Origin of the sequence: Enterobacter sp. DTU_2021_1002640_1_SI_PRY_ASU_LCPMC_013, from assembly GCF_032389435.1 — a bacterium.
Lineage (GTDB): Bacteria > Pseudomonadota > Gammaproteobacteria > Enterobacterales > Enterobacteriaceae > Enterobacter > Enterobacter hormaechei_C.
The window spans coordinates 3699550-3719154 of record NZ_CP135594.1; the positions used below are offsets into that span (position 1 = coordinate 3699550).

The 19605-nt window shown below is 54.1% G+C and carries 24 protein-coding genes; 6 read left to right on the forward strand and 18 right to left on the reverse strand.

Annotated elements, in window-relative coordinates; all coding sequences use genetic code 11:
* Window position 1: 1 nt before the first annotated feature.
* The 10 genes from flgK to flgB all read right to left on the reverse strand — a co-directional run bounded on the left by flgK (window position 2) and on the right by flgB (window position 8892).
* On the reverse strand, window positions 2-1642 hold the full coding sequence (gene flgK, locus RS584_RS17660; RefSeq protein WP_017692832.1) for a flagellar hook-associated protein FlgK: 1641 nt from the start codon (window positions 1640-1642) through the stop codon (window positions 2-4).
* Between the two features lie 104 nt (window positions 1643-1746).
* Window positions 1747-2676, reverse strand: coding sequence for a flagellar assembly peptidoglycan hydrolase FlgJ (flgJ, locus tag RS584_RS17665; protein WP_315748391.1), 930 nt, complete (start codon window positions 2674-2676; stop codon window positions 1747-1749).
* Window positions 2676-3740 (reverse strand): flagellar basal body P-ring protein FlgI, encoded by a 1065-nt coding sequence (locus RS584_RS17670; RefSeq protein WP_045324746.1) that lies wholly within the window; start codon window positions 3738-3740, stop codon window positions 2676-2678. Before RS584_RS17670 ends, flgJ begins: the two co-directional genes overlap by 1 nt.
* A gap of 58 nt (window positions 3741-3798) precedes the next feature.
* The gene (locus RS584_RS17675; RefSeq protein WP_315748392.1) at window positions 3799-4512 is read right to left on the reverse strand and encodes a flagellar basal body L-ring protein FlgH; all 714 of its coding nucleotides are present in this window, start codon (window positions 4510-4512) and stop codon (window positions 3799-3801) included.
* 62 nt (window positions 4513-4574) lie between these two features.
* The gene (gene flgG, locus RS584_RS17680) at window positions 4575-5357 is read right to left on the reverse strand and encodes a flagellar basal-body rod protein FlgG (RefSeq protein WP_015571595.1); all 783 of its coding nucleotides are present in this window, start codon (window positions 5355-5357) and stop codon (window positions 4575-4577) included.
* An 18-nt stretch (window positions 5358-5375) separates the two neighbouring features.
* Window positions 5376-6113 carry a flagellar basal body rod protein FlgF gene (locus RS584_RS17685; protein ID WP_015571596.1) on the reverse strand — a complete coding sequence of 246 codons (738 nt, stop codon included), beginning with the start codon at window positions 6111-6113 and terminating at the stop codon, window positions 5376-5378.
* A 9-nt stretch (window positions 6114-6122) separates the two neighbouring features.
* Window positions 6123-7337, reverse strand: a complete 1215-nt coding sequence (flgE, locus tag RS584_RS17690; RefSeq protein WP_015571597.1) for a flagellar hook protein FlgE — start codon at window positions 7335-7337, stop codon at window positions 6123-6125.
* Window positions 7338-7365: 28 nt separating this feature from the next.
* Window positions 7366-8064 carry a flagellar hook assembly protein FlgD gene (locus RS584_RS17695; protein WP_315748393.1) on the reverse strand — a complete coding sequence of 233 codons (699 nt, stop codon included), beginning with the start codon at window positions 8062-8064 and terminating at the stop codon, window positions 7366-7368.
* 8 nt (window positions 8065-8072) lie between these two features.
* Window positions 8073-8477, reverse strand: a complete 405-nt coding sequence (gene flgC, locus RS584_RS17700; protein ID WP_015571599.1) for a flagellar basal body rod protein FlgC — start codon at window positions 8475-8477, stop codon at window positions 8073-8075.
* Window positions 8478-8481: 4 nt separating this feature from the next.
* Window positions 8482-8892, reverse strand: a complete 411-nt coding sequence (gene flgB, locus RS584_RS17705) for a flagellar basal body rod protein FlgB (protein ID WP_015571600.1) — start codon at window positions 8890-8892, stop codon at window positions 8482-8484.
* A gap of 259 nt (window positions 8893-9151) precedes the next feature.
* Here flgB and flgA point away from each other — a divergent pair, with 259 nt between their 5' ends.
* The 3 genes from flgA to RS584_RS17720 all read left to right on the forward strand — a co-directional run bounded on the left by flgA (window position 9152) and on the right by RS584_RS17720 (window position 10681).
* Window positions 9152-9850 (forward strand): flagellar basal body P-ring formation chaperone FlgA, encoded by a 699-nt coding sequence (flgA, locus tag RS584_RS17710; RefSeq protein ID WP_109937852.1) that lies wholly within the window; start codon window positions 9152-9154, stop codon window positions 9848-9850.
* 73 nt (window positions 9851-9923) lie between these two features.
* Window positions 9924-10214, forward strand: coding sequence for a flagellar biosynthesis anti-sigma factor FlgM (gene flgM / locus RS584_RS17715; RefSeq protein ID WP_017692828.1), 291 nt, complete (start codon window positions 9924-9926; stop codon window positions 10212-10214).
* Between the two features lie 23 nt (window positions 10215-10237).
* A complete protein-coding gene (locus RS584_RS17720; RefSeq protein WP_063137295.1) occupies window positions 10238-10681 on the forward strand; it encodes a flagella synthesis protein FlgN in 444 nt (147 codons plus the stop codon).
* A gap of 116 nt (window positions 10682-10797) precedes the next feature.
* Here the strand turns inward: RS584_RS17720 and fliT are convergent, their stop codons facing one another.
* From fliT to fliD, 3 genes are read right to left on the reverse strand one after another with little or no spacing between them, the layout of a single operon-like run.
* Entirely contained in the window at window positions 10798-11106 is a 309-nt protein-coding gene (gene fliT / locus RS584_RS17725) for a flagellar protein FliT (protein WP_315748394.1), read from the reverse strand.
* A complete protein-coding gene (fliS, locus tag RS584_RS17730; RefSeq protein ID WP_017692827.1) occupies window positions 11099-11506 on the reverse strand; it encodes a flagellar export chaperone FliS in 408 nt (135 codons plus the stop codon). Before fliS ends, fliT begins: the two co-directional genes overlap by 8 nt.
* Window positions 11507-11550: 44 nt before the next feature.
* Window positions 11551-13053 (reverse strand): flagellar filament capping protein FliD, encoded by a 1503-nt coding sequence (fliD, locus tag RS584_RS17735; RefSeq protein WP_045341452.1) that lies wholly within the window; start codon window positions 13051-13053, stop codon window positions 11551-11553.
* Window positions 13054-13363: 310 nt separating this feature from the next.
* On the opposite strand from fliD, the gene RS584_RS17740 reads away from it, so the two are divergent.
* From RS584_RS17740 to RS584_RS17750, 3 genes are all read left to right on the forward strand, one after another.
* Window positions 13364-14848 carry a flagellin gene (locus tag RS584_RS17740; RefSeq protein ID WP_045333977.1) on the forward strand — a complete coding sequence of 495 codons (1485 nt, stop codon included), beginning with the start codon at window positions 13364-13366 and terminating at the stop codon, window positions 14846-14848.
* An 863-nt stretch (window positions 14849-15711) separates the two neighbouring features.
* A complete protein-coding gene (locus RS584_RS17745; RefSeq protein WP_315748395.1) occupies window positions 15712-16530 on the forward strand; it encodes a winged helix-turn-helix domain-containing protein in 819 nt (272 codons plus the stop codon).
* Window positions 16496-17017 carry a hypothetical protein gene (locus RS584_RS17750; protein ID WP_048974273.1) on the forward strand — a complete coding sequence of 174 codons (522 nt, stop codon included), beginning with the start codon at window positions 16496-16498 and terminating at the stop codon, window positions 17015-17017. The genes RS584_RS17745 and RS584_RS17750 overlap by 35 nt, the downstream gene beginning before the upstream one ends.
* A gap of 4 nt (window positions 17018-17021) precedes the next feature.
* Here the strand turns inward: RS584_RS17750 and fliR are convergent, their stop codons facing one another.
* The 5 genes from fliR to fliN are packed head-to-tail and all read right to left on the reverse strand — an operon-like array spanning window position 17022 to window position 19598.
* Window positions 17022-17801 carry a flagellar biosynthetic protein FliR gene (gene fliR / locus RS584_RS17755; RefSeq protein ID WP_017692823.1) on the reverse strand — a complete coding sequence of 260 codons (780 nt, stop codon included), beginning with the start codon at window positions 17799-17801 and terminating at the stop codon, window positions 17022-17024.
* Window positions 17801-18070: a flagellar biosynthesis protein FliQ gene (gene fliQ / locus RS584_RS17760; protein ID WP_017692822.1), complete on the reverse strand. Its 270-nt coding sequence runs from the start codon at window positions 18068-18070 to the stop codon at window positions 17801-17803. Before fliQ ends, fliR begins: the two co-directional genes overlap by 1 nt.
* A 9-nt stretch (window positions 18071-18079) precedes the next feature.
* Window positions 18080-18823: a flagellar type III secretion system pore protein FliP gene (fliP, locus tag RS584_RS17765; protein WP_015571610.1), complete on the reverse strand. Its 744-nt coding sequence runs from the start codon at window positions 18821-18823 to the stop codon at window positions 18080-18082.
* A complete protein-coding gene (gene fliO / locus RS584_RS17770; RefSeq protein ID WP_045328321.1) occupies window positions 18820-19215 on the reverse strand; it encodes a flagellar biosynthetic protein FliO in 396 nt (131 codons plus the stop codon). Before fliO ends, fliP begins: the two co-directional genes overlap by 4 nt.
* A complete protein-coding gene (fliN, locus tag RS584_RS17775) occupies window positions 19215-19598 on the reverse strand; it encodes a flagellar motor switch protein FliN (protein WP_015571612.1) in 384 nt (127 codons plus the stop codon). Before fliN ends, fliO begins: the two co-directional genes overlap by 1 nt.
* Window positions 19599-19605 lie beyond the last annotated feature (7 nt).

Genomic DNA, 19605 nt, shown 5'->3' on the forward strand with positions numbered 1-19605 from the left:
CTTATTTAATCGAAAGCAGCGAATCAAACATGGTGGTTGCGGTCTGTAGAATTTGCGCATTGGCCTGGTAATATTGAATAAACATCTGCATATTGACGGTTTCTTCGTTCATATCCACACCTGAAAGCGCCTGCTTTGCATCATATTTAGTTTGCAGGTCGATCTCAGCCGAGGAAATGCCCGATTTTACCGCCCGCGCGTTAGAACCAATGGTCCCCACCAGGCTTGAATAAGCCTCCGTCAGCGTGCTGCCGCCAATCAGTTTCTCATTCTGGATCTTAAGCATCTCTTCCAGATTAAGATTATTTCCCACCCCGCCCCCGGAGGCATCCGCTGCGGCAAAATCCTGTGCGCTGTTGATCGCGCGGCCAATACCCTCCGCAGCCCCAGCCATAGGATTAAAGGAAAAACTGTCCCCGGCGCTTGCGGTCACACCGGAGAGATCAATCTCAATGCCGTCAAACTCTAGCGTGGCGGAACCGGCCGGCACCTGCTTCACCAGGCGTCCGTCCTCCCCCATTACGTTCCAGTTTGTTCCATCAAAGTCGATGCTGTAATTTTCAGATTTTACGTTGGTGTAGTCCGTCACGCTGATAGCGTCGAGCGTTCCCCCACCGGCATTGCCTGCATTTGCCACCGCCTTCATAGGTGGCAGAGAGAAAAGATCGCCCCCCGGCACACCCGCTGGCGTCTCACCCAAACGGTGCTGCTCGTTCATGCGGCTCGCCATCATAAAGGCGATCTGGTTTAGCTCGTTTTTAGCGATCTCAAGATCTTCGCTGCGGAACTTAAACAACCCGGCCAGGCGGCCTTTGGTAATGCTCGCTTCGTTAACTGGCGTGGTAGTGCCGTTGCTATCAACGTAAGAGACAACGATTCTGTCAGGATCGCTTTCAGACGCTGTGGCCTGTAGCTTGCTGGCGTTTTCGCCAAAGACAAGGGGGCGACCATCCTGAAGCGTTACGTCGACGCGGCCAGATACGCTATTCTCGGTTACATCAATACCGATCTGCTCACTCAGTTTTTCCAGTAATGCATCACGTTGATCCAGCAGGTCCGCAGGCGGCGTACCGTTCTGCGCCTGTACGCGTTCCAGCTGTTTATTCACTTCTGCCAGCTGGTCGCTGATGCTATTAATTTCTTTAACGCTGGTTTCGATATTGGTGTTGGTGCTCTTTTCCAGCGCGGTGAGGCGCTTGCCGCTGTCATTGAAGCGCTGGGTCAATACGCCGAGTGAGCTGAATACTGCGGAACGGGCCGGGCCGTCATCTGGGGTTGCGCTCAGCGTCGCCATCGACTTGAACAGGTTATTGATGGAGACAGAGACGTTGTCGGATTCATCGCCCAACATATTATCAATGTCGCTCAATTGCTCCATGCGGCCGTTAAGCGAGGCCCAGTTTGAGACGGAGCCGCGTAGCTGCTTGTTGGCAAAAGCATCGTAAGCGCGATCGACGCCAGTTACCGTCGCACCGTAGCCATAAAATCCGTTTCCCGTGGTCATGCCACCGAGCTCACCAATCACAAGGCTGCGGCGGCTATAGGTATCGCTCATGCCATTGGTCAGGTTGCTGCCTACCACACTAAGAGCGGATTGCGCTACGCTAAGGCCACTTTTCGCGAGACTAAAGAGGTTGTTCATAAGGCACCTGGATATTCCGTTATTTCCAGCCCGATATTCGGGCAGGGTCAAAATTATTGCTCTGCTTTATTCATCGGTGATTGCGAATTTATCTAAAAACTTTTTTAAAATATTTTCGCGAGGTCGTTTTTATAGGCTTCTACACCCTGCTTAATATCACCTTTTACTTTCTGAATAATGGTGATCAGTTTTTTCGCATAGGCAGGATCGGTTGCGTATCCCCCCGCCTGAAGCGCTTTGGCCGCCTGCTCCGGCGAACGGGAATGCGCAACGCCCGCATAGCGCGGGTTCTTAGTGAGTAGCTTCGTATAATCGGCGAGCGCATGTTCATAGGAATCGTAAACGCGAAACGAGGCCTTTATCTTTTGCTTCACGCCGTTGATGTATTCGGTGGTCATCACCTCTGTGGTCTTGCCTTGCCAGTCACCTCCGGCCTTAATACCGAACAGGTTATGGCTGGGGCGGCCGTCAGCGGTGGGGATTTCACGCTGCCCCCATCCTGACTCCAGCGCCGCCTGCGCGAGGATCAGTTGCGGATGAACCCCGCTCTGCCTGGCGGCGATCTGTGCTGGACGCAGCAGACGAGAAATAAAGGATTGAGCCCCCTGCGCTACTTTGCCGAAGGAGACCGACCCAGACGGCGCCAGCGGACCGGTGGCGGATCTGACGGAGGAGGAAAGTCCCGGCAAATTAAGCGGACCGCTGCCGGGCGTCGACACCGATGGGCTATCGATCTCCCCGCCTGACTGGCGCACAATCATATCCGCAAACCCAAGCTGTCCGCTCCCGGCAATATTTTGCGCCACCTGCTGGTCGTGCATCGCGGTAAACATATCGGTGGACTGGCTGTGCATGAGGTCATCTTTGATGGTGGCATCGCGCATGCTCTTCATCATCATCTGCACGAAGATCCCCTCCATCTGCTGCGCCGCCGCCCTGAGCGCCCCGGGTTCAGCGCGGCGTGCATCGCGCTTTAGCGCGTCGAGAGAGCGAACGTCAAAGGCTGGCTTATCCAGACGATCGAAAGCATTCATCACTCCACCTCCAGCTTCGCACGCAGGCAGCCTGCATTTTTCATTGACTGCAAAATGGACATCAGCTCATTTGGCGTCGCGCCAAGCGTATTGAGTGCCCTGATCACCGCGTTCAGATCCGTGCTGCTGCGCACGCTTTGCAGCGAGCCGCCGCGGTCGCGTACTGAGATATCGGTTTGTGGCACCACGACGGTCTGCCCTCCCCCGAGGGGAGTATCCGGCTGGCTCACAACATTATTCTGTGTAACCTCTACCGTCAGCGATCCATAAGCTACGGCACAGGCATCGAGGGAAACATGGCGGTTCATCACCACGGCGCCGGTACGAGAGTTAACAATGACCTTCGCATCCTGTATCCCCACCCGCAGCGGAATATCCTGGATATTGGCGAGGAAACGCACCCGGGAAGGACCATCCGGCGGTGCAAACAAACGTACAGTACGGGCATCTTCAGGGATTGCCGCCCCACCACTATAGCGACGATTAATCTCGTCGCTGATCTGCTGCGCCAGCGAGAAATCTGACTCGTTAAGCTGTAGGCGCAGCGTGTTTTGCGTGGCGAAGTCATTTGGGACTTCGCGTTCAACCGTCGCCCCACCGCTAATGCGACCGCCGTTAAGCTGGTTAACCTGCACGCGACTGCCGCCAGCCTGCGCGCCAGCCCCGGAGATCAGCACATTGCCCTGCGCCATCGCGTAGATCTGGTTGTCCGCCCCTTTAAGTGGCGTCATCAGCAGCGTACCGCCACGCAGGCTCTTCGCATTCCCCAGAGAAGAGACCACGATGTCGATCTTATCCCCTGAGCGGGCGAACGGCGGCAGTTCGGCCGTCACCATCACCGCGGCAATATTTTTCAGCTGCATGTTGGTGCCCGCCGGTACGGTGATCCCAAGCTGGGACAACATATTATTGAGGCTCTGGCCCGTAAACGGCGCCTGCATCGTCTGGTCGCCCGTGCCATCAAGCCCTACCACCAGCCCGTAGCCCATAAGCGAGTTGGAGCGCACCCCCTGCACCGTGGCCAGATCGCGAATTCGCTCGGCCTGCGCCGGCGTGTACAGCATCGGAATGCTGAGCAGCAGGCCGAGAAATAACAGAATGGATTTTGTATTCATCGTCGTATCAAAAAGGAGAAAGGTTCAGGAACAGGCGTTGCAGCCAGCCCATCGTCTGCGCTTCGTTGATGTAGCCGTTGCCGACATACTCAATGCGCGCATCCGCCACCTGAGTTGAGGGCACGGTGTTGGCCCCGCTGATGGTGCGAGGGTTCACCACACCCGAGAAGCGTATAAACTCGGTCCCCTGGTTTATGGCTATCTGCTTCTCACCGACCACCTGTAAATTGCCGTTCGGCAGGAGTTTATTTACCGTCACCGTGATGGTGCCGGTAAAGGTGTTGCGCGCTGCCGCCCCGCCCTTGCCGGAGAAGTCGCTTTTGCCCTCCGCGTTAAAGTCAGCTTTGCCGTTACCCAGCCAGCTGTTCGAGCTGCCCGGCATGGCCAGTAATCCCATTCCGGCCGATCCATTACGGTTGGCACTGGCGGAGGAGCTCTTGCTGGCGCTAACGTTTTCCTGAAGCAGGATCGTCAACGTGTCGCCCACGCTGCGCGGCTTGCGGTCTTCAAACATCGGCTGATAGCCATAGTTCATGGCCTGTCCTGCCTGGAACAGCGAGCCGCCGGTTGTGACCGGTGCCATCGGTAATGGTTCTGCCGACGTTGGTCCGTCCACGAGCGGTTTTTGCAAAATATGCGCGCAGCCGCTTAGCAGCAGCACGCCCGCCAGCAGTGCAGGACGCGATAGCCCTGTTGGACTGTATGTAAAAAGTGTTTTCATTTACGTGTCGATAAACCATCTATCCGCCCGAGCCTGCGCCCGGAGCGGTAAGAGAGAGGAAATTAAAGCTGGGTAAGCCTCTGCAACATCTGATCGGATGCAGAAACGGCCTTACTGTTGATCTCGTAGGCGCGCTGGACCTGGATCATATTGACCAGCTCCTCAGCCACGTTGACGTTAGACGTCTCAATGTACTTCTGCTTGAGCGTACCCGCATCTTCAAGGCCCGGATTCAGTTCATTCGGTGCGCCGGAGGATTGCGTTTCACGATAGAGGTTGCCGCCAATGCTTTCGAGACCGGCATCGTTGACAAAGGTCGCCAGGGTCAACTGCCCCACCTGCTGCGGCTGAGCCTGACCCGGGAGCGTCACGCTGACGATACCATCAGGGCTTATCTGCATCTCTTTGGCGTCCTGCGGTACTACGACGCCCGGCAGAATGGGATGGCCTTCTGCGTTTACCAACTGACCGTTTTCATTTTTATCGAAATGTCCGTCACGGGTGTACGCGGTGCTGCCGTCGGGCAACTGCACCTGGAAGAAGCCTTTGCCTTCGATAGCGACATCGGTATCGTTGCCGGTCATGTTCAGGCCGCCCTGAGTATGCACGCGCTGGGTAGAGACCGGACGCACGCCGGTACCCAGCTGGAGGCCGCTTGGCAGCGTTGTCTGTTCGGAAGCCTGTGCACCGGGCTGGCGCATGGTTTGATAAAGCAAATCCTGGAACACCGCTCGCTGGCGCTTAAAGCCGTTGGTATTGACGTTCGCCAGGTTGTTTGAAATCACGTCCATATTGGTCTGCTGTGCTTCCAGACCGGTTTTTGCGATCCATAATGACCGAATCATCTGTACTCCTTGCGCGGGTTAGCCCACGCTTAATAGCTGGTTGGCCTTTTGCGCGTTTTCATCCGCGGTGCGGATCACCTTCATGTTCATCTCGAAGCTGCGTGCGGTGGCGATCATCTCCGTCATGGCCTTCACCGGGCTCACGTTACTTCCCTCAAGGGATTCAGGACTCAGACGCATGGCGTCATCCTGGGGCAACGCATTGCCCGCCGCCGGGCGAAACAGCCCATCGTCGCCGTGGATCAGGGTGCTCATGGGAGCATTAACCATTTTCAGTCTTCCGACCGGCACGACGGCCGTTGGCTCATCACCCGCGCCAAGTGCAGAGACGGTACCGTCCTCCGCAATGGTGATCTGCGAATGGGGAGGAACCACCAGCGGTGCGCCATCGCCCATCAGCGGCTTCCCGCCAACCTGCAATGCGCCGTCCCGATCGATCTCAATGCCGCCGTTACGGGTGTACCCTTCACTACCGTCTGGCAAGGCTACCGCCAGCCAGCCGTTCTGCGGAAGTGCAACGTCGAGACTGCGTCCGGTGTGGGTAATCGGTCCCATGGTGTCGTCGTTATACGGCGTCGATTCCGCTACCAGCGCGCGAGTTTTCAGGGTCTGCCCCTCAACCGGCACAGCGCGAAACGCGGCCAGTTGAGCACGAAAGCCCGCCGTGGCGCTGTTAGCCATATTGTTCGACGTCACGGCCTGGCGGTTGAGCGCCGCGTTGGCAGCACTCAATGCGGTATATATTGCGCGATCCATCCGCCGCCCTTATCGCAGGTTAACCAGCGTCTGGAGTAGCTCAGACTGGGTTTTGATGGTTTGCGAATTCGACTGGTAGTTACGCTGGTAGACAATCATATTGACCATCTCCTGACCCAGATCGACGTTAGACTGCTCAAGCATATTCCCGTTAATCGTACCGAAGCTGCCGGAGCCGGAAGTACCAAGGAAAGGCTGGCCGGACTGCGGCGTTTCGCTCCAGACGTTATTACCTTCAGCCGCCAGCCCACCGCTGTTGGCGAAATCAGCCAGTACGATTTGTGCCACGGTCTGGCGCTGACCGTTACTGTAGGTCGCGACCACTTCTCCGCTGTCGCCAATAACAAAGCTCTGATATTTACCCGGGGCCTGACCGTCGATGGTGTCAACTTTCACGAGGCTATCGGTGGCCCGGCGGGTCAAGCTGGAAAGATCCATGTCGATACTCAGCGGCGCGGAGCCATTAAACGCGGCCCCGTTAATGGTCATTTTGGTACTGGCCATCGCCGCCGTGTCCATATTGCCGTTGCTATCGAACTTTAAATCCAGGGAGGTCACATCAGGCGTGCCGGGCGCGGTTTCATCGCGCGCGTAAGCTTTCCACTCGCCTGCCGCGGTCTGCACGAAGTAGACCTTTACGGTGTGTTTATTGCCCAGCGTGTCGGTCGCCTCAATCTGGCTCTGGTAGTTGTAGGTTTTCGGATCGCTATAATCGAACGAGTCGGTGATGATGGTGGTGTCATCTGACTTCAGGTTACCCGTAAGGGATCCGGCGGTGGACGCCGCGGGGGGCATGTCTTCCGTCGGTATACGAATGGGTCCTACCGGTGCGCCAGGGGCGATTGTCGGCGGCGTACCGGTCGCCTGGTAGCCGGTCAGGTACAATCCATTGGTGCTGTTGATGATATTGCCGTTCTGATCCTGCTTAAACTGGCCGTTACGTCCGTAATAGACGGCGCCACCTTCGCTCACCATGCGGAAAAATCCTTTTCCCTGTAAGCCCATATCCAGCGAGCTATTGCCCGCCGTGAGGCCACCGTCGCCGAAGTTCTGGGTCACGCCCGCAACCTGAACCCCGAGACCCGTCGTTCCGGCGAAGATGTCGGCGAAGGCCACGGAGCCTGCTTTAAAACCTGCTGTTTGGGAGTTGGCGATATTGTTTCCAACCACGTCCAGCGCTTTGGCGGCTGCATTTAGGCCGCTAAGACCTTGTGAAAAGCTCATATTGAAGTTCCAGAGAGTAAATTATTCGCTATTTTTGGATAACAACCACTTCGCCCATGGTGATGGAGTCATGATTGAGCAGGTGCAGTACCGCGCCGTAGGCCGTCATCGTGACGCCAGACACCTGCTCCTGAATCAGGCCGGATATTTCCGGGTTATCGCCTTCCGGATTTTTCGCCTCAAAGGAGAGCGTGTATTCCCTGTCCTGAGGCGGCCCCGGCTCCGGCTGGAAGTTTTCCAGATCGTCGAGGGTGTAAGTCTTCACACCGGATTTCACGTCCTTCAGCTGCGCCGTATAGGCATTGCCTTCATCATCCGTCAGCGTGACGGTGACCGTTTCTGCATCCCCCGATAACAGGAAACTAAAGCTGTCTGATGGCTTCTCCTCCCCGTCCAGTGGCTGCGTGGCGTCACCAAAGGCGACTTTCGGATCGCCCTTGATCAGTACCCCACGGCCAACCCAGGAGGCGGCGCTCATACTGCCCAACTGCGCCATAAGCGCCTGAACGTTGCCGACAGATGCGTTGAGTTTTTCCACTCCCGCGGCGGTATTGAACTGTGCCAGCTGGGAGGTCAGCTGGTTGTTATCCATCGGGTTAGTCGGGTCCTGGTTTTGCATCTGTGCAACCAGCAGCTTCATAAACTGCTCGGAGAGGTCGGCTGCACTGCTGCCCGTGCCGTAGGTGCTGGTATTGCCGCTGGTGTCGTTTACCGTTGAAACTGTCATATCCTGCCTTACTGACCGAGGGTTAAGGTTTTCTGCATCAGGGCCCTGGCGGAGTTCATCACCTCCACATTTGCCTGATAACTGCGTGAGGCGGAAATGGTATTGACCATCTCATTGACCACGTTGACGTTAGGCATGCGTACATATCCCTGTTCGTCCGCCAGCGGATTACCGGGCTCATAGACCAGGCGATCGGGCGCTGTACTTTCCACTACGTCGCTGACTCTGACGCCGCCGATGCCCTGGCCGGCAGAGGTGTCCGCTTCAAACATGACCTGACGGGCGCGGTAAGGCTGTCCGTCCGGTCCGGCAACGCTGTCTGCGTTCGCCATATTGCTGGCACTCACGTTGAGACGTTTTGACTGCGCGGCCATCGCCGAGCCTGAAATATCAAATACGCTAAATAACGACATTTATTTACCCCTGACTGACTACCGTCATCATTTTCTTAATATCTGCACCGAGGAATGTCAGGCTCGATTGATATTTCATGGCGTTATCCGCGAAATTAACTCGCTCGCGGTCCATATCCACGGTGTTACCATCAGCACTTGGTTGATCCGGTACGCGATATAGCAACTGAGCATCATCAAAAGGCATTTTTTTACCCTGCATATGCTTGCTGGACGTTAAAGCCATTGTGACAGGCCCTGATGCAGGTTTATTCCCTAACGCATTTTTAAGTTGCTGAGAAAAATCAATATCTCGCGCCTGATAGCCTGGCGTATCGGCATTCGCAATATTCGATGCCAGGACTTCCTGCCGACGCGAGAGCAGACCTAACGCTTGCTGTTGGAAGCGAAACGCATCGTCAAGTTTATTCATCATGCACTCTGGCCTCTGCCTTGCTTTATATAAACCGCGATAGTGTAGACAGCGCTGATGAAATATCACACTGCAAAGACCTGACAGAAATAGGCGCTATTAGCGAAATTAAGATAGATATTTAAAACATGCGGAACTGATTCATGAAAACGGCAGCAGAAGTGTCATTATTTAACGCAATAAAAGCGTTTCTATCACGTATATAATTTAGTCAGAATAAGCATACCCGTTTACTTTACTGGTTTTACAATAAGGCAACAAGATGAAGCTTCCATTATTACGCGTAACGCTGGTAACGCTCCTTTTCGCGAGCCCGCTGTATGCCAGCGTGCCATCCGCGACAACGGCGAAACTTCGATTAGTGCAGAAACTGGAGGCGCTGGTTAAGCTCACGGAAAATCCAGGCAATATCGTTCGTACCGTTACGCTGCTGGCCTCGCCCGGACAGCTATCAGCGGTGTGCGAAAATCCTGACCTGAGCCTGGCCGGGCATGATGACCGCCTCACCGGCAAACGCACCGCAGTGGCGCGCTGCGGCATGCGTAAGTTCTATCTGCCGTTTAGCATTAGCGCCCAGGGAACCTTCTGGGTCGCCAGTCATAGTCTGAAGGGCGGGGAAATTGTGCAGCAGGGCGATATTTCTCCCATGACCGGCAGCATAGACGATTTGCCCGTTGGGTTAATGTTTGAGGCGAGGGACATTGTCGGCCAACGCCTTTTGCGCCCCCTTTCCGCGGGCAAACCGGTGCTGCAAAACCAGCTGCGCCAGCAGTGGCGTCTTCGCGCCGGGCAGACGGTAGAGCTGGTCATGTCGGGACCGGGTTTCTTTATCCGCAGCCAGGGCAAAGCGCTAAACAACGCTGCGGTTGACGATACGCTGCGCGTGAAAACTACGGGTGGACGTAACGTTACGGGAAAAGTGGGTCGTGACGGAGCCGTGACAATTTTTTTAGAACAATAATTTTAGTTTTTTCGTGTATTTCCGAAGACTAGTGTATAGGCAAGAGCAGTAACCATTACTGGCGAGGATAAACATGAGCATCGAAAGCACCCAACCCACCGCACCGATTGGCAATCTGGCTGGCGGACAGGAACTGCGTACACGCGGCACTACTCAGGAAAATAGTGTCGCGACGGGCGAAGCGCGCGGAAACAAAACCGAAGTGACCCTGAGCGCGCTGACAAAAAAAATTCAGACCGATGACAGCCGTGACGTGGATTATGCACGGGTGGATAAAATCCGTGCCGCAATGGCCTCCGGGGAACTCACTATCGAGCCAGAGAAAATTGCTCAGGCGCTGGTGCGACACATTTTTGAGTATTAATAACGGCAGGATTTTTTAACATTATGGATAAGCTGTACCCGATACTGACGCAAATGAAAACGTCCCTGGACGAGCTGGAAGCCATCATGATTGAAGAGGTCAATCAGCTCAGCCGCGTACAAATAAATCCCGTTTCGCTACAGGTATTATCGGATAATAAAAGCCAATTGCTTTCGTCGATTCAGTACTATGATGAAATGCGTCTCCAGCAGGAACAGCTTTCCGCCCTTCAGGCGCCCTATCACCATAACAGCAGGCTGTTCACCAGCTGGAAGCTGATCAGAGAACGGGTGCAAAGCACCAAAACGCTGAACGCGCAGGTCGAAACGCTTCTGCAAAACCATATGAAGAAGAATCAATATATGCAGAAGGTGGTAGACCGCGTGGGTCACGCCAACACGCTCTACGGCCCCGCCGGGGAATCCAGCCAGGCACCTGCGGGTCGTAAATACAATATCAGCATCTGATTCGCCTCTTGCTTACCCGTAACCGAGCTCGCCCATGGCGGGCTTTTTTTACGCGCTAACGTCATCTTGCAGAGGGATTGAGGCGGGACACGCTCCCGCCTTCAGGGGCGGGAGCGTCAGACAGTGTGGTATGCCTGGGCAGACGCGTTTGATTTAAGTAGAGCAGAAATGTTATTGCTGAGATGACCTAGCCGGACAGACATCCGCTGGCGCAGACGTTCGTCCTGGGCAAGAAGCTGCGCAAGCTGTGCGCGGGCGTCTTCAGCAAGCGGCGAGAGATCGAACTCACAGAGCGCCTGCATACCCCGGGCGTAGGCTGCAACCTCTTCGGTAAAGCACTCCCACGCCTCCTCGTCTGCTAACTGCTGTAGACGTTCGTTACTCTGCAACATCAGGGTGATTTGCCGCGTGAGTTTATCAGCCATGCTTCACCTGACGCGCCTGTGGGTCGATGGCTTTCCACGTCTCGGCCATATCCACCATCAGTGAGATAAGATGCGGGAGCATTTCCCCGGACTTATTAAGGTTCGCTTCCAGCAGAGAGCGCGAAATATACTCGTACAGTCGCTCCAGATCGGCGGCAATCTGTCCTCCAACCTCATGGTTAAGCCCGGCGCGCAGGCCATTATCAATAATGTTGATTGCACGGGAGATCATCTCACCCCGGCGAGCGATGTTTCCAGACTGGAAGTAGATCTCGGCGCGACGCATGGCATTGATTGCTCCGTCGTAGAGCAAAACGATGAGCTGGTGCGGGGTGGCGCCAGCAATCTGGCTGTCCAGAGAGACGGAGGAATAGGCGCTGTTGCCCGTTTTGGTGTACATCTTCGGTTCCTGCCGGGCAGTTGGCCTGCCCGGATGCGTTAAGTTTAACCCATGATCCCAAGCAGCGCGGACTGAAGCTGCTGGCTCGTACTGTTCATTTGCGTCAGGGCCTGGTCGAGACGCTGGAATTCCTTACGGCTGCGGTCAAGGCTGTCCTGAATGCGTTCCTGCATGCGGGCAATCTGTTTTTCAACGCGGGTATTTTGTTCCTTTACCCCCTTGAGAGCGGTAGAGATCGCCCCTTCAACCTTCGGGATCGAATCGTTATCGCCCAGATAGGTGGTGAACACCTCCTCCATGCGATCCTTGATCCCGCCCGTTGAGCCGGTGCCTAAAAACAGAGCTTCCACTTCCTTTGGATTTTTCTTCAGCGCTTCGTCGAGCTTTTTATTGTCGATGGTGAGTGTGCCCAGGGTCCCGGTACGCTCCTCGCCGGGTTTGGTTTCGTTGAACTTCACCTCAATACCGAGCGCACCCAGAGATTTGTACAGATCGTCGGCATCGCCATAGCTCCCGGCGACAGCGGACTTCATCTGGCTGGTCAAACGGCGCAGGGTACCGTCACCGAAAAGCGCGCCGTTTGACGCATTGGCCTGCGGCAGTTCATCGCCGGTCGTCTTTTCCGGTTCGTTGTATGCACTGGCGCTGGATGCCGCGCTAAGATAGGCGTTATAGACATTCACAAACTCTTCAATCAGGCTTTTAACCTTAGAGGTATCGGCGGTGATCGACAGTGTTTCTGATTTCAGTTTTGATGCGTCGTCAGGATCTTTTTCTGAGACCTCGCGCAGATCGAGGGTGATCCCGTCAATGGCGTCAGAAATGGTATTGGAGCTGCGTTCAATCTTCGTACCATCAACGTAGACAATGGCATTCTGCGCCGGCGTAATCTCCCGGGCATTATCTGCCCCCGGCGTGACTGCCGGGTCGTAATCCAGCACTTTTGCCAGCTTACTGTCGCCGCTTACGCTGATGCTAATTTCGCCGTCTTCGCCGGTCTTTTTCGACGTCACGACCAGCTGATATTTGCCATCTTCGGCAGGCATTACCGTCGCGGTAACATCGCCATTTTTAGCATTAATTTTTTTAGCAATCTGTACCAGAGAGGTTTCATCATCTTTCAGCTCCACCTCCATCGGCTTGCCTTTGCCTGCGGTGATGGTCACCGTACGCGGACCGGCGCCGTCACCCAGCTGGGTGTCGTTCGCATTTTGCGGTGCCGTCCCCACTTTATTGGCTTTTGCTAACTGCTCAACCTGGACCGAGTAACTATTCGGGATCGCTCCCTTACCTGCCGTTGCGTTAAATGCCTTGTTGGTGCCAATGCTGACCCCGTTGAACCCTTCATCCTCCAGTTTTTTCAGCGCCGTTTTCACCGCATCCAGACTGCTGGAGATTTTACCCCAGGAGGAAGTTTGTCCTTCATAATTGCTCTGCTTCTGCAAATAGGGGTTTAATTTTTTATTCTCAGCTACCTGGAGCTGCGAAATCATACTTTCAATATCTAACCCGGAGCCGCCGAGGCCTGACATAGAGAACGAAGCCATGATTTGTATTCCTGTTACAGTGAAGATAGATATAGCGATATCATCGGGGTTTCGGCCATAAAGTTTAATTTTTTACAGTTCAGGCGACAACGAAACCACCACATTAATACACTCTTACACGCTTATCAGGCTATTGACTGTGGTAATCGGGAGAATTGCCATCACTTGTGAATGCTTTTCCTGGAATATAAAAAATTATGAAAAAATAATTTAGTCATTTCTTTTTCATCCGATTAATTCAGTATGCGCAACAGACATCGCATATTTAACTGGCGAATGCCGTCGTTACTTTATTTAAAAGGATATTGATATGGCCCAGGTCATTAATACTAACGCATTGAGCTTGATGGCTCAGAACAACCTGAACAAATCTCAGACTTCTCTGGGTACTGCAATTCAGCGTCTCTCTTCCGGTCTGCGTATCAACAGTGCGAAAGACGATGCAGCAGGTATGGCGATCTCTAACCGCTTCACCTCTTCTATCCGCGGCCTGACCCAGGCAGCACGTAACGCCAACGATGGTATCTCCCTGGCGCAGACCACCGAGGGCGCGCTGGAAGAAGTAACCGAGAACTTACAGCGTATCCGTGAACTGACCGTTCAGGCAAAAAACGGTACTAACTCCTCTGACGACCGTGACTCCATTAAAAAAGAGATCTCTGCACGTCTGGACGAAATCAAACGTATTTCTGAAACCACCAACTTCAACGGCGTTAACGTTCTCGATGGCTCCAAAGATAAACTGACCATCCAGATTGGCGACAAAGATGGCCAGACCATCGACATCGATCTGAAGAAACTGGACATCGACTCTCTGGGTCTGGACGGCTTCACTGCTGCATTCGATAAAATTGCCGGCTCTGCGGGCGCCACCAGCCAGTACACCAAGGCAGCCACTGCGAAAGCAGCGGGCGACGATACGGGTATCAGCACAGCTGCCGGTAACTGGAAAGTTGACGCAGCTGACATCACCGCAATTGAAACGGCAGTGGGCGCAGCAGCAGGCGACGTCGAGCTGTACGTAGCTGATGGTGAAGCTTTCGCTTACGATAAAACTGCCGACAAAATGTTTAAACTGGACACCTCTGCCATCACCTTCAAGGATGATGGTGCTGGCAATGCGATCATTGACGGTGCTGTACCTGCTGGCGCCGTAACGGAAGTCAACGCGCTGGATGCCGATATCCTGTTGAACGGTCCATCTACGCTGAGCGATGCCACTAAGCTGAAAGAAGGCGCGACCTTCAAAGCTCAGGATGGTTCTGAAGTGACGCTGGATCAGGCTAAACTGGACGAGATCTCCAACGCGGCCTTTGGCGCTGACGCTGCTGACAGCAACATGCAGCTGTTCTCCGTGAAAGACGGTGCAAACACCAAATACTTCGCGCAGAGCACCGACGCAAGCGGTAACACCGTGGTGAAAGAGCTGACCTTCGCAGATAACGCAACTGCCCCTACCGTCGCGGATGCAGGCGCAGCGAACTCAGCGTTCATCAACACCGCCGCTAACGCTGCCGCAGCCGACGACCTGCTGGGTAACCTGGATGCAGCCCTGACCGAAGTGACTAACTTCCAGGCTGACCTGGGTGCGATTCAGAACCGTTTCAGCTCTATCATCGCGAACCTGAACACCACTGTTATCAACACCACCGAAGCCCGCTCCCGTATCCAGGATGCTGACTTCTCCGTGGAAGTGTCCGCAATGAGCCGTTCTAACATCCTGCAACAGGCCGGCGTATCCGTTCTGAGCCAGGCTAACCAGGTACCTCAGAACGTTCTGAGCCTGCTGCGCTAATCCCGAAAAGCCTCAACATTTTACGCGTATTTATTGCGCGTTAGCCCTCCCTGTCGGAGGGCTTTTTTCGTTTTGAACCTCGCTAATCGTCCTCAATCCTTCTCCCCTGCCCTGACCGTCTGTCAGGCAAGTCACAACCAACCAAAAACATTACAAATAATATGGTTAAAAAGGTCTCGCAAAACAATATAAAAACGCGTTTATCCTATTTGGAGACAATCGGTAATCGACCATAAATAGCATGCGTAAAGGGCCATTGAATACGAAATGAAAGAACGAACGCATCTCGTTTATTTATTATGAACGCAACCTTCCGCTAAACAGCTCATCTCAACATTGTTTAAATGATATGACCAGTGAGATAAAATTAACCAACTCATTTATAGCGACTGCCGATATTTAATGTTAAAATCGTTTTCGCTGCACAGCGTGCAAAAGGAGAAATTCCCTCCTGTTACTTATACATTTTTAAGCGTTTAGCTTATCTAACTTGAGCAGTCAGCAAATGCCCGTCAGTCATTGCCCTTCACGTACTAAGCCTCAGAAAAATAGGAATATAAGCGTCACCCCACTGCTATCGTGCCGCCAGGTTCAGCGAGAGGAATCACCGCATGCGCATCAAAATGGGAGGGCATTTACTTTATTTATCACACAAATACGCCAACCGAGGCCTGGCCATTTTTAACATCGGCATTAATAACATTAATATCGTTGAAATTTACCTTTAGCGATCCGCGAATAGTTGCGATATAAGCCTTAGGTAGCCCGAAATTGTTGCGCATTGTTAACGAAAAGACTTTACCCAATTAACATAAATACCCATTCAATTCACCTTATCTTTCATTACGAAGTATCAAGATATTATGGTCAATTACATTGCGATTGGATCGTTAGTGACGCTGGATTTACACACGAGGTTACTAACACGAACGCGCGACGGCGAGTGCGTGACGCTGCCTGCCAGCGCCTGCCTCTGCCTTGCCGCCCTGGTGGAAGCGCAGGGACAAATTTTGTCTCAGGAACAGTTAATGGATATCGGCTGGCGTAGCGCTGGCGTTGAGGTCACGGATAATAGCGTGCGCGTTATGGTGAACAAGCTTCGACGAGCGCTGGCCTCGCTAGAGTTGCAGGATGCTATTGCGCTGGTTGCCGTAACGCGAAGCGGCTATCGCCTGATTATTCGTGAAGAGAGCCCGCCGGAACCCTCGGCTGAAAGCGTTGAGATCCTCCCCCCACCACAGCCGCCTGAAAGGCCGGTGGAGGCTACGCCTTCTCCCCCCTCCGCTACGCCAGCACCGCGTCGAAAAAGGCTTTTGCGAAGCGCTGCGTTCGCGGTCTGCGGCATGCTGATCGGTATTCTTATTGCCTTGTCCGTCAAAAATGCGTTTGTCCCCAGCCCGCAGAGCATCGAGTTTATCCTCTGGCAGGGAGAAGGGATCCCCCCCGGCCATATCGTGATGGTGCAAAAAAACCGAATAAGCCAAACAGAACTTATCCAGGCAACGCTGCACACCTATAGCGAATATGTGCTGGAAAGACGCGTCCATTACAGACCGGGTAAAATTTTATACATCACTACCGGCACAGGAAAGATAGATAAATATCAGGCAGTTATTGCCTGTCAAAAACCCATTCAGGAGCAAAAGAATGACTGTGAATCGTTCTATTTTCATCTTTATTAAACGCCCGCAGATCCTCTTTGCTGGCGGCCTGATGACAGGTTTAGCGTTAACAATCGGGTACACGATCGCCACGTCGCCGCTGAAACAGACGTGCTTTGCCCCAGCCTCGTTTTACACTATCAAGGACGAAAACAACGTGACGCTGGCGCGAGGAATTTATCGCTCATACCGCGATGGACTTCATGAGGGACACACGACCTATATCGGTAACATCCGCCATTTTCAGGACGGAAAACGCGTAGGGCAAGCTTCACCCGTACAGCGCAGCGTGAATTATACCATGTCCTTCTCCGGCAACCTGCTGCATCTGACGATGCTTAGCCACGCCCGTCGGCTGGGCGATCAAAGCAACGAAAAAGAGGTGACGGATTATATTTTTCCGCAGCTTAAGAGCGGCGAAACCTCCACCAGTTCCCTCTATTTGCTGGAAAACAGCATCCTGGCATCGGGAACGGAGACGGTAGTACGGATAGCCTGCACGAATTAAGCCCTCAAACCAGCGCCTGTAGTAACCCGCTCAGGATCTCGAAGCCGTGGCTCATAAGACGTTCAAAAAATGGAGCCAGCGTTTCGTCGATGAGCAACAGTGCCAGCATGCCAAAGGTCAGCGTGAGCGGGAACCCTACTACAAAGATCGAGAGCTGCGGGGTAAGTCGGTTTAGCAGCGCAAGCACCATGTTTATGCTCAGCAGCAGGGCTATCACCGGGAGGCCCAGGATCAGTCCCTGACTGAAGATGAGTCCGGCATGATTAACGAGGTAAAACATCCCCCCAGCATGCAGCGGTTCTGAGTTAATGGGGAGAGCCTCGAATGTCTCTGCAAGCAGCGAAAGCAACCACAGATGGCCGTTAAACACCAGAAAGAGCAGCATCGCCAGCATGTTTAGCAGGCGAGCGATCACCGGGCTGTTACCGCTGCCCGGGTCGAAGAAGGTGGCAAACGAGAGTCCCATCTGCATCCCAATGATCTCGCCCGCCAGGCGAACGGCGGCAAACAGCAGTTGCATCGTCAGCCCCATCGCGGCGCCGATGAGCACCTGCTTAGCCATCGTCCAGACGCCCGCCCAGGAGTAAAGTCCTATATCCGCGTCAGAAACCAGCCCGCCCAGCAGCAGCGCGAGGGTTAAGGCCAATGCCGCACGCAGGCGGGCGCTTATCGCTTTTTCGCTAAAGACTGGCGCAACATGCAGAAGCGCCGAGATACGCACCATGACCAGAAAGTAATGGCTTATCAGGGCGTAAAGCTGCTCAAGGGGAAGATTAAAAATCATTAGCCGATGGCGTAAGGAATGCTGGCGAACAACATGCGCGTGTATTCAATAAAGATTTTCATCATCCACGGACCGAGCAGTACGCCGACACCCACGATCATCAGGATTTTAGGGATAAAGGTCATGGTCATTTCGTTCACCTGCGTCGCGGCCTGAAGAATACTGATAATCAGACCGGTTGCCAGCGCGACCAGCAACAGCGGCCCCGCAATCATTAGCCCAACCTTGATAGCTTCCATGCCCAATACCATGACGCTTTCGGGGGTCATATCAGGCTCCTATGAGTAAAAGCTTTGTGCAAGCGAACCGACCAGCAGCTGCCAGCCATCCACGAGTACGAACAGCATCAGCTTAAAAGGCAGCGCAATTGTCGCTGGCGGAACCATCATCATCCCCAGCGCCATCAGAATGCTGGCCACCACCAAATCAATAATCAAAAACGGAATAAAGATGGTAAAACCAATCTGGAAGGCGGTTTTCAGCTCGCTGGTGACGAAGGAAGGCACCAGAATACTCAACGGCACGTCCTCCGGGCCGGTAAGGGTCGGCGTTTTAGCAATGCGGGCAAACATCGCCAGATCGGCTTCACGCGTCTGCTCAAGCATAAAGGCCCGCAGCGGTTTTACGCCTTCCTTCAGGGCCGTTTCCATGGTGATTTTATTGGCCTGCAACGGCTGCCATGCCTGTTCATAGATCTGGTTGAGCACTGGCGACATCACGAAAAAGGTCAAAAACAGGGCCAGTCCCACTAATACCTGATTTGGCGGTGCGGTCGGCGTACCAAGCGCGTTGCGCATCAATCCCAGCACGATAACGATACGCGTAAAGCCAGTCATCATCAGCAGTACCGCAGGGATGAACGTGAATCCACTGAGCAACAATAGCGTCTGGATGGGTAGCGTCCAGCCAGCGCTCCCCGGCGAACTGGCCAGCGTAATGTCGCCGTTAGCGGCGAGCGCAGAGGCGACGGGCAGCAGCAGACCAACCCCCGTCGCAGCACGGGCAATCAACAGACGGTTCATTTTTGCTCACCACCCGAACGGTATTTATGAAGAAAGTTATCCAGCATGGCGGGGAAAGCCGCTGAAGGAGTCGCCTGCTCAGGCACCTCTGGCCTAACCTGTACGGTAAGACAGCTAATGTGGGTTGGGGTAACACCCAGCACCAGACGCTGTTCGCCCACGTCAACCACCACCAGCCGTTCGCGCGAGCCGAGAGGTTTACTTGCCACCAGCGATACCGCAGCCTGGCTTTCGCGGGTGCAACGCGCCAACCCGCTGCGGCGAGCGATCCACGCCAGCAGTACCATCAGCATAATAATGAGCATGAGCGTACCGATAACCGATAGCGCGATTGCGCCGCCAGAGAGCACGTTCGTGCTCCCTGCGGCAAAAGGAGGTTGTGCTGCGTTCATTAGCGGCTCAGGCGATGCATTCGCTCGGATGGGGTAATGATATCGGTAATACGAATCCCGAATTTATCGGACACGACCACCACTTCGCCCTGGGCAATAAGGTAACCATTGATCAGAATATCAAGCGGCTCACCCGCCAGACCGTCAAGCGAAACCACCGAGCCCTGGCTTAAGCGCAGCAGCTCCTTGATAGTCATTTTTGTGCGGCCCAGCTCAACGGTCATTTTGACAGGGATATCCAGAATCAGGTTCATCTCTTCAGAAAACTGAGGAACCGCCGTTTGCTCTGTACTTCCCGCAGCGTTCTGCTCGTTCAGCGCCTCACCCCAAAGATTGTCCATAGACTTATCTTCAGATCCCGACGAGTTATTCATGTCGCTCATGGGGAAA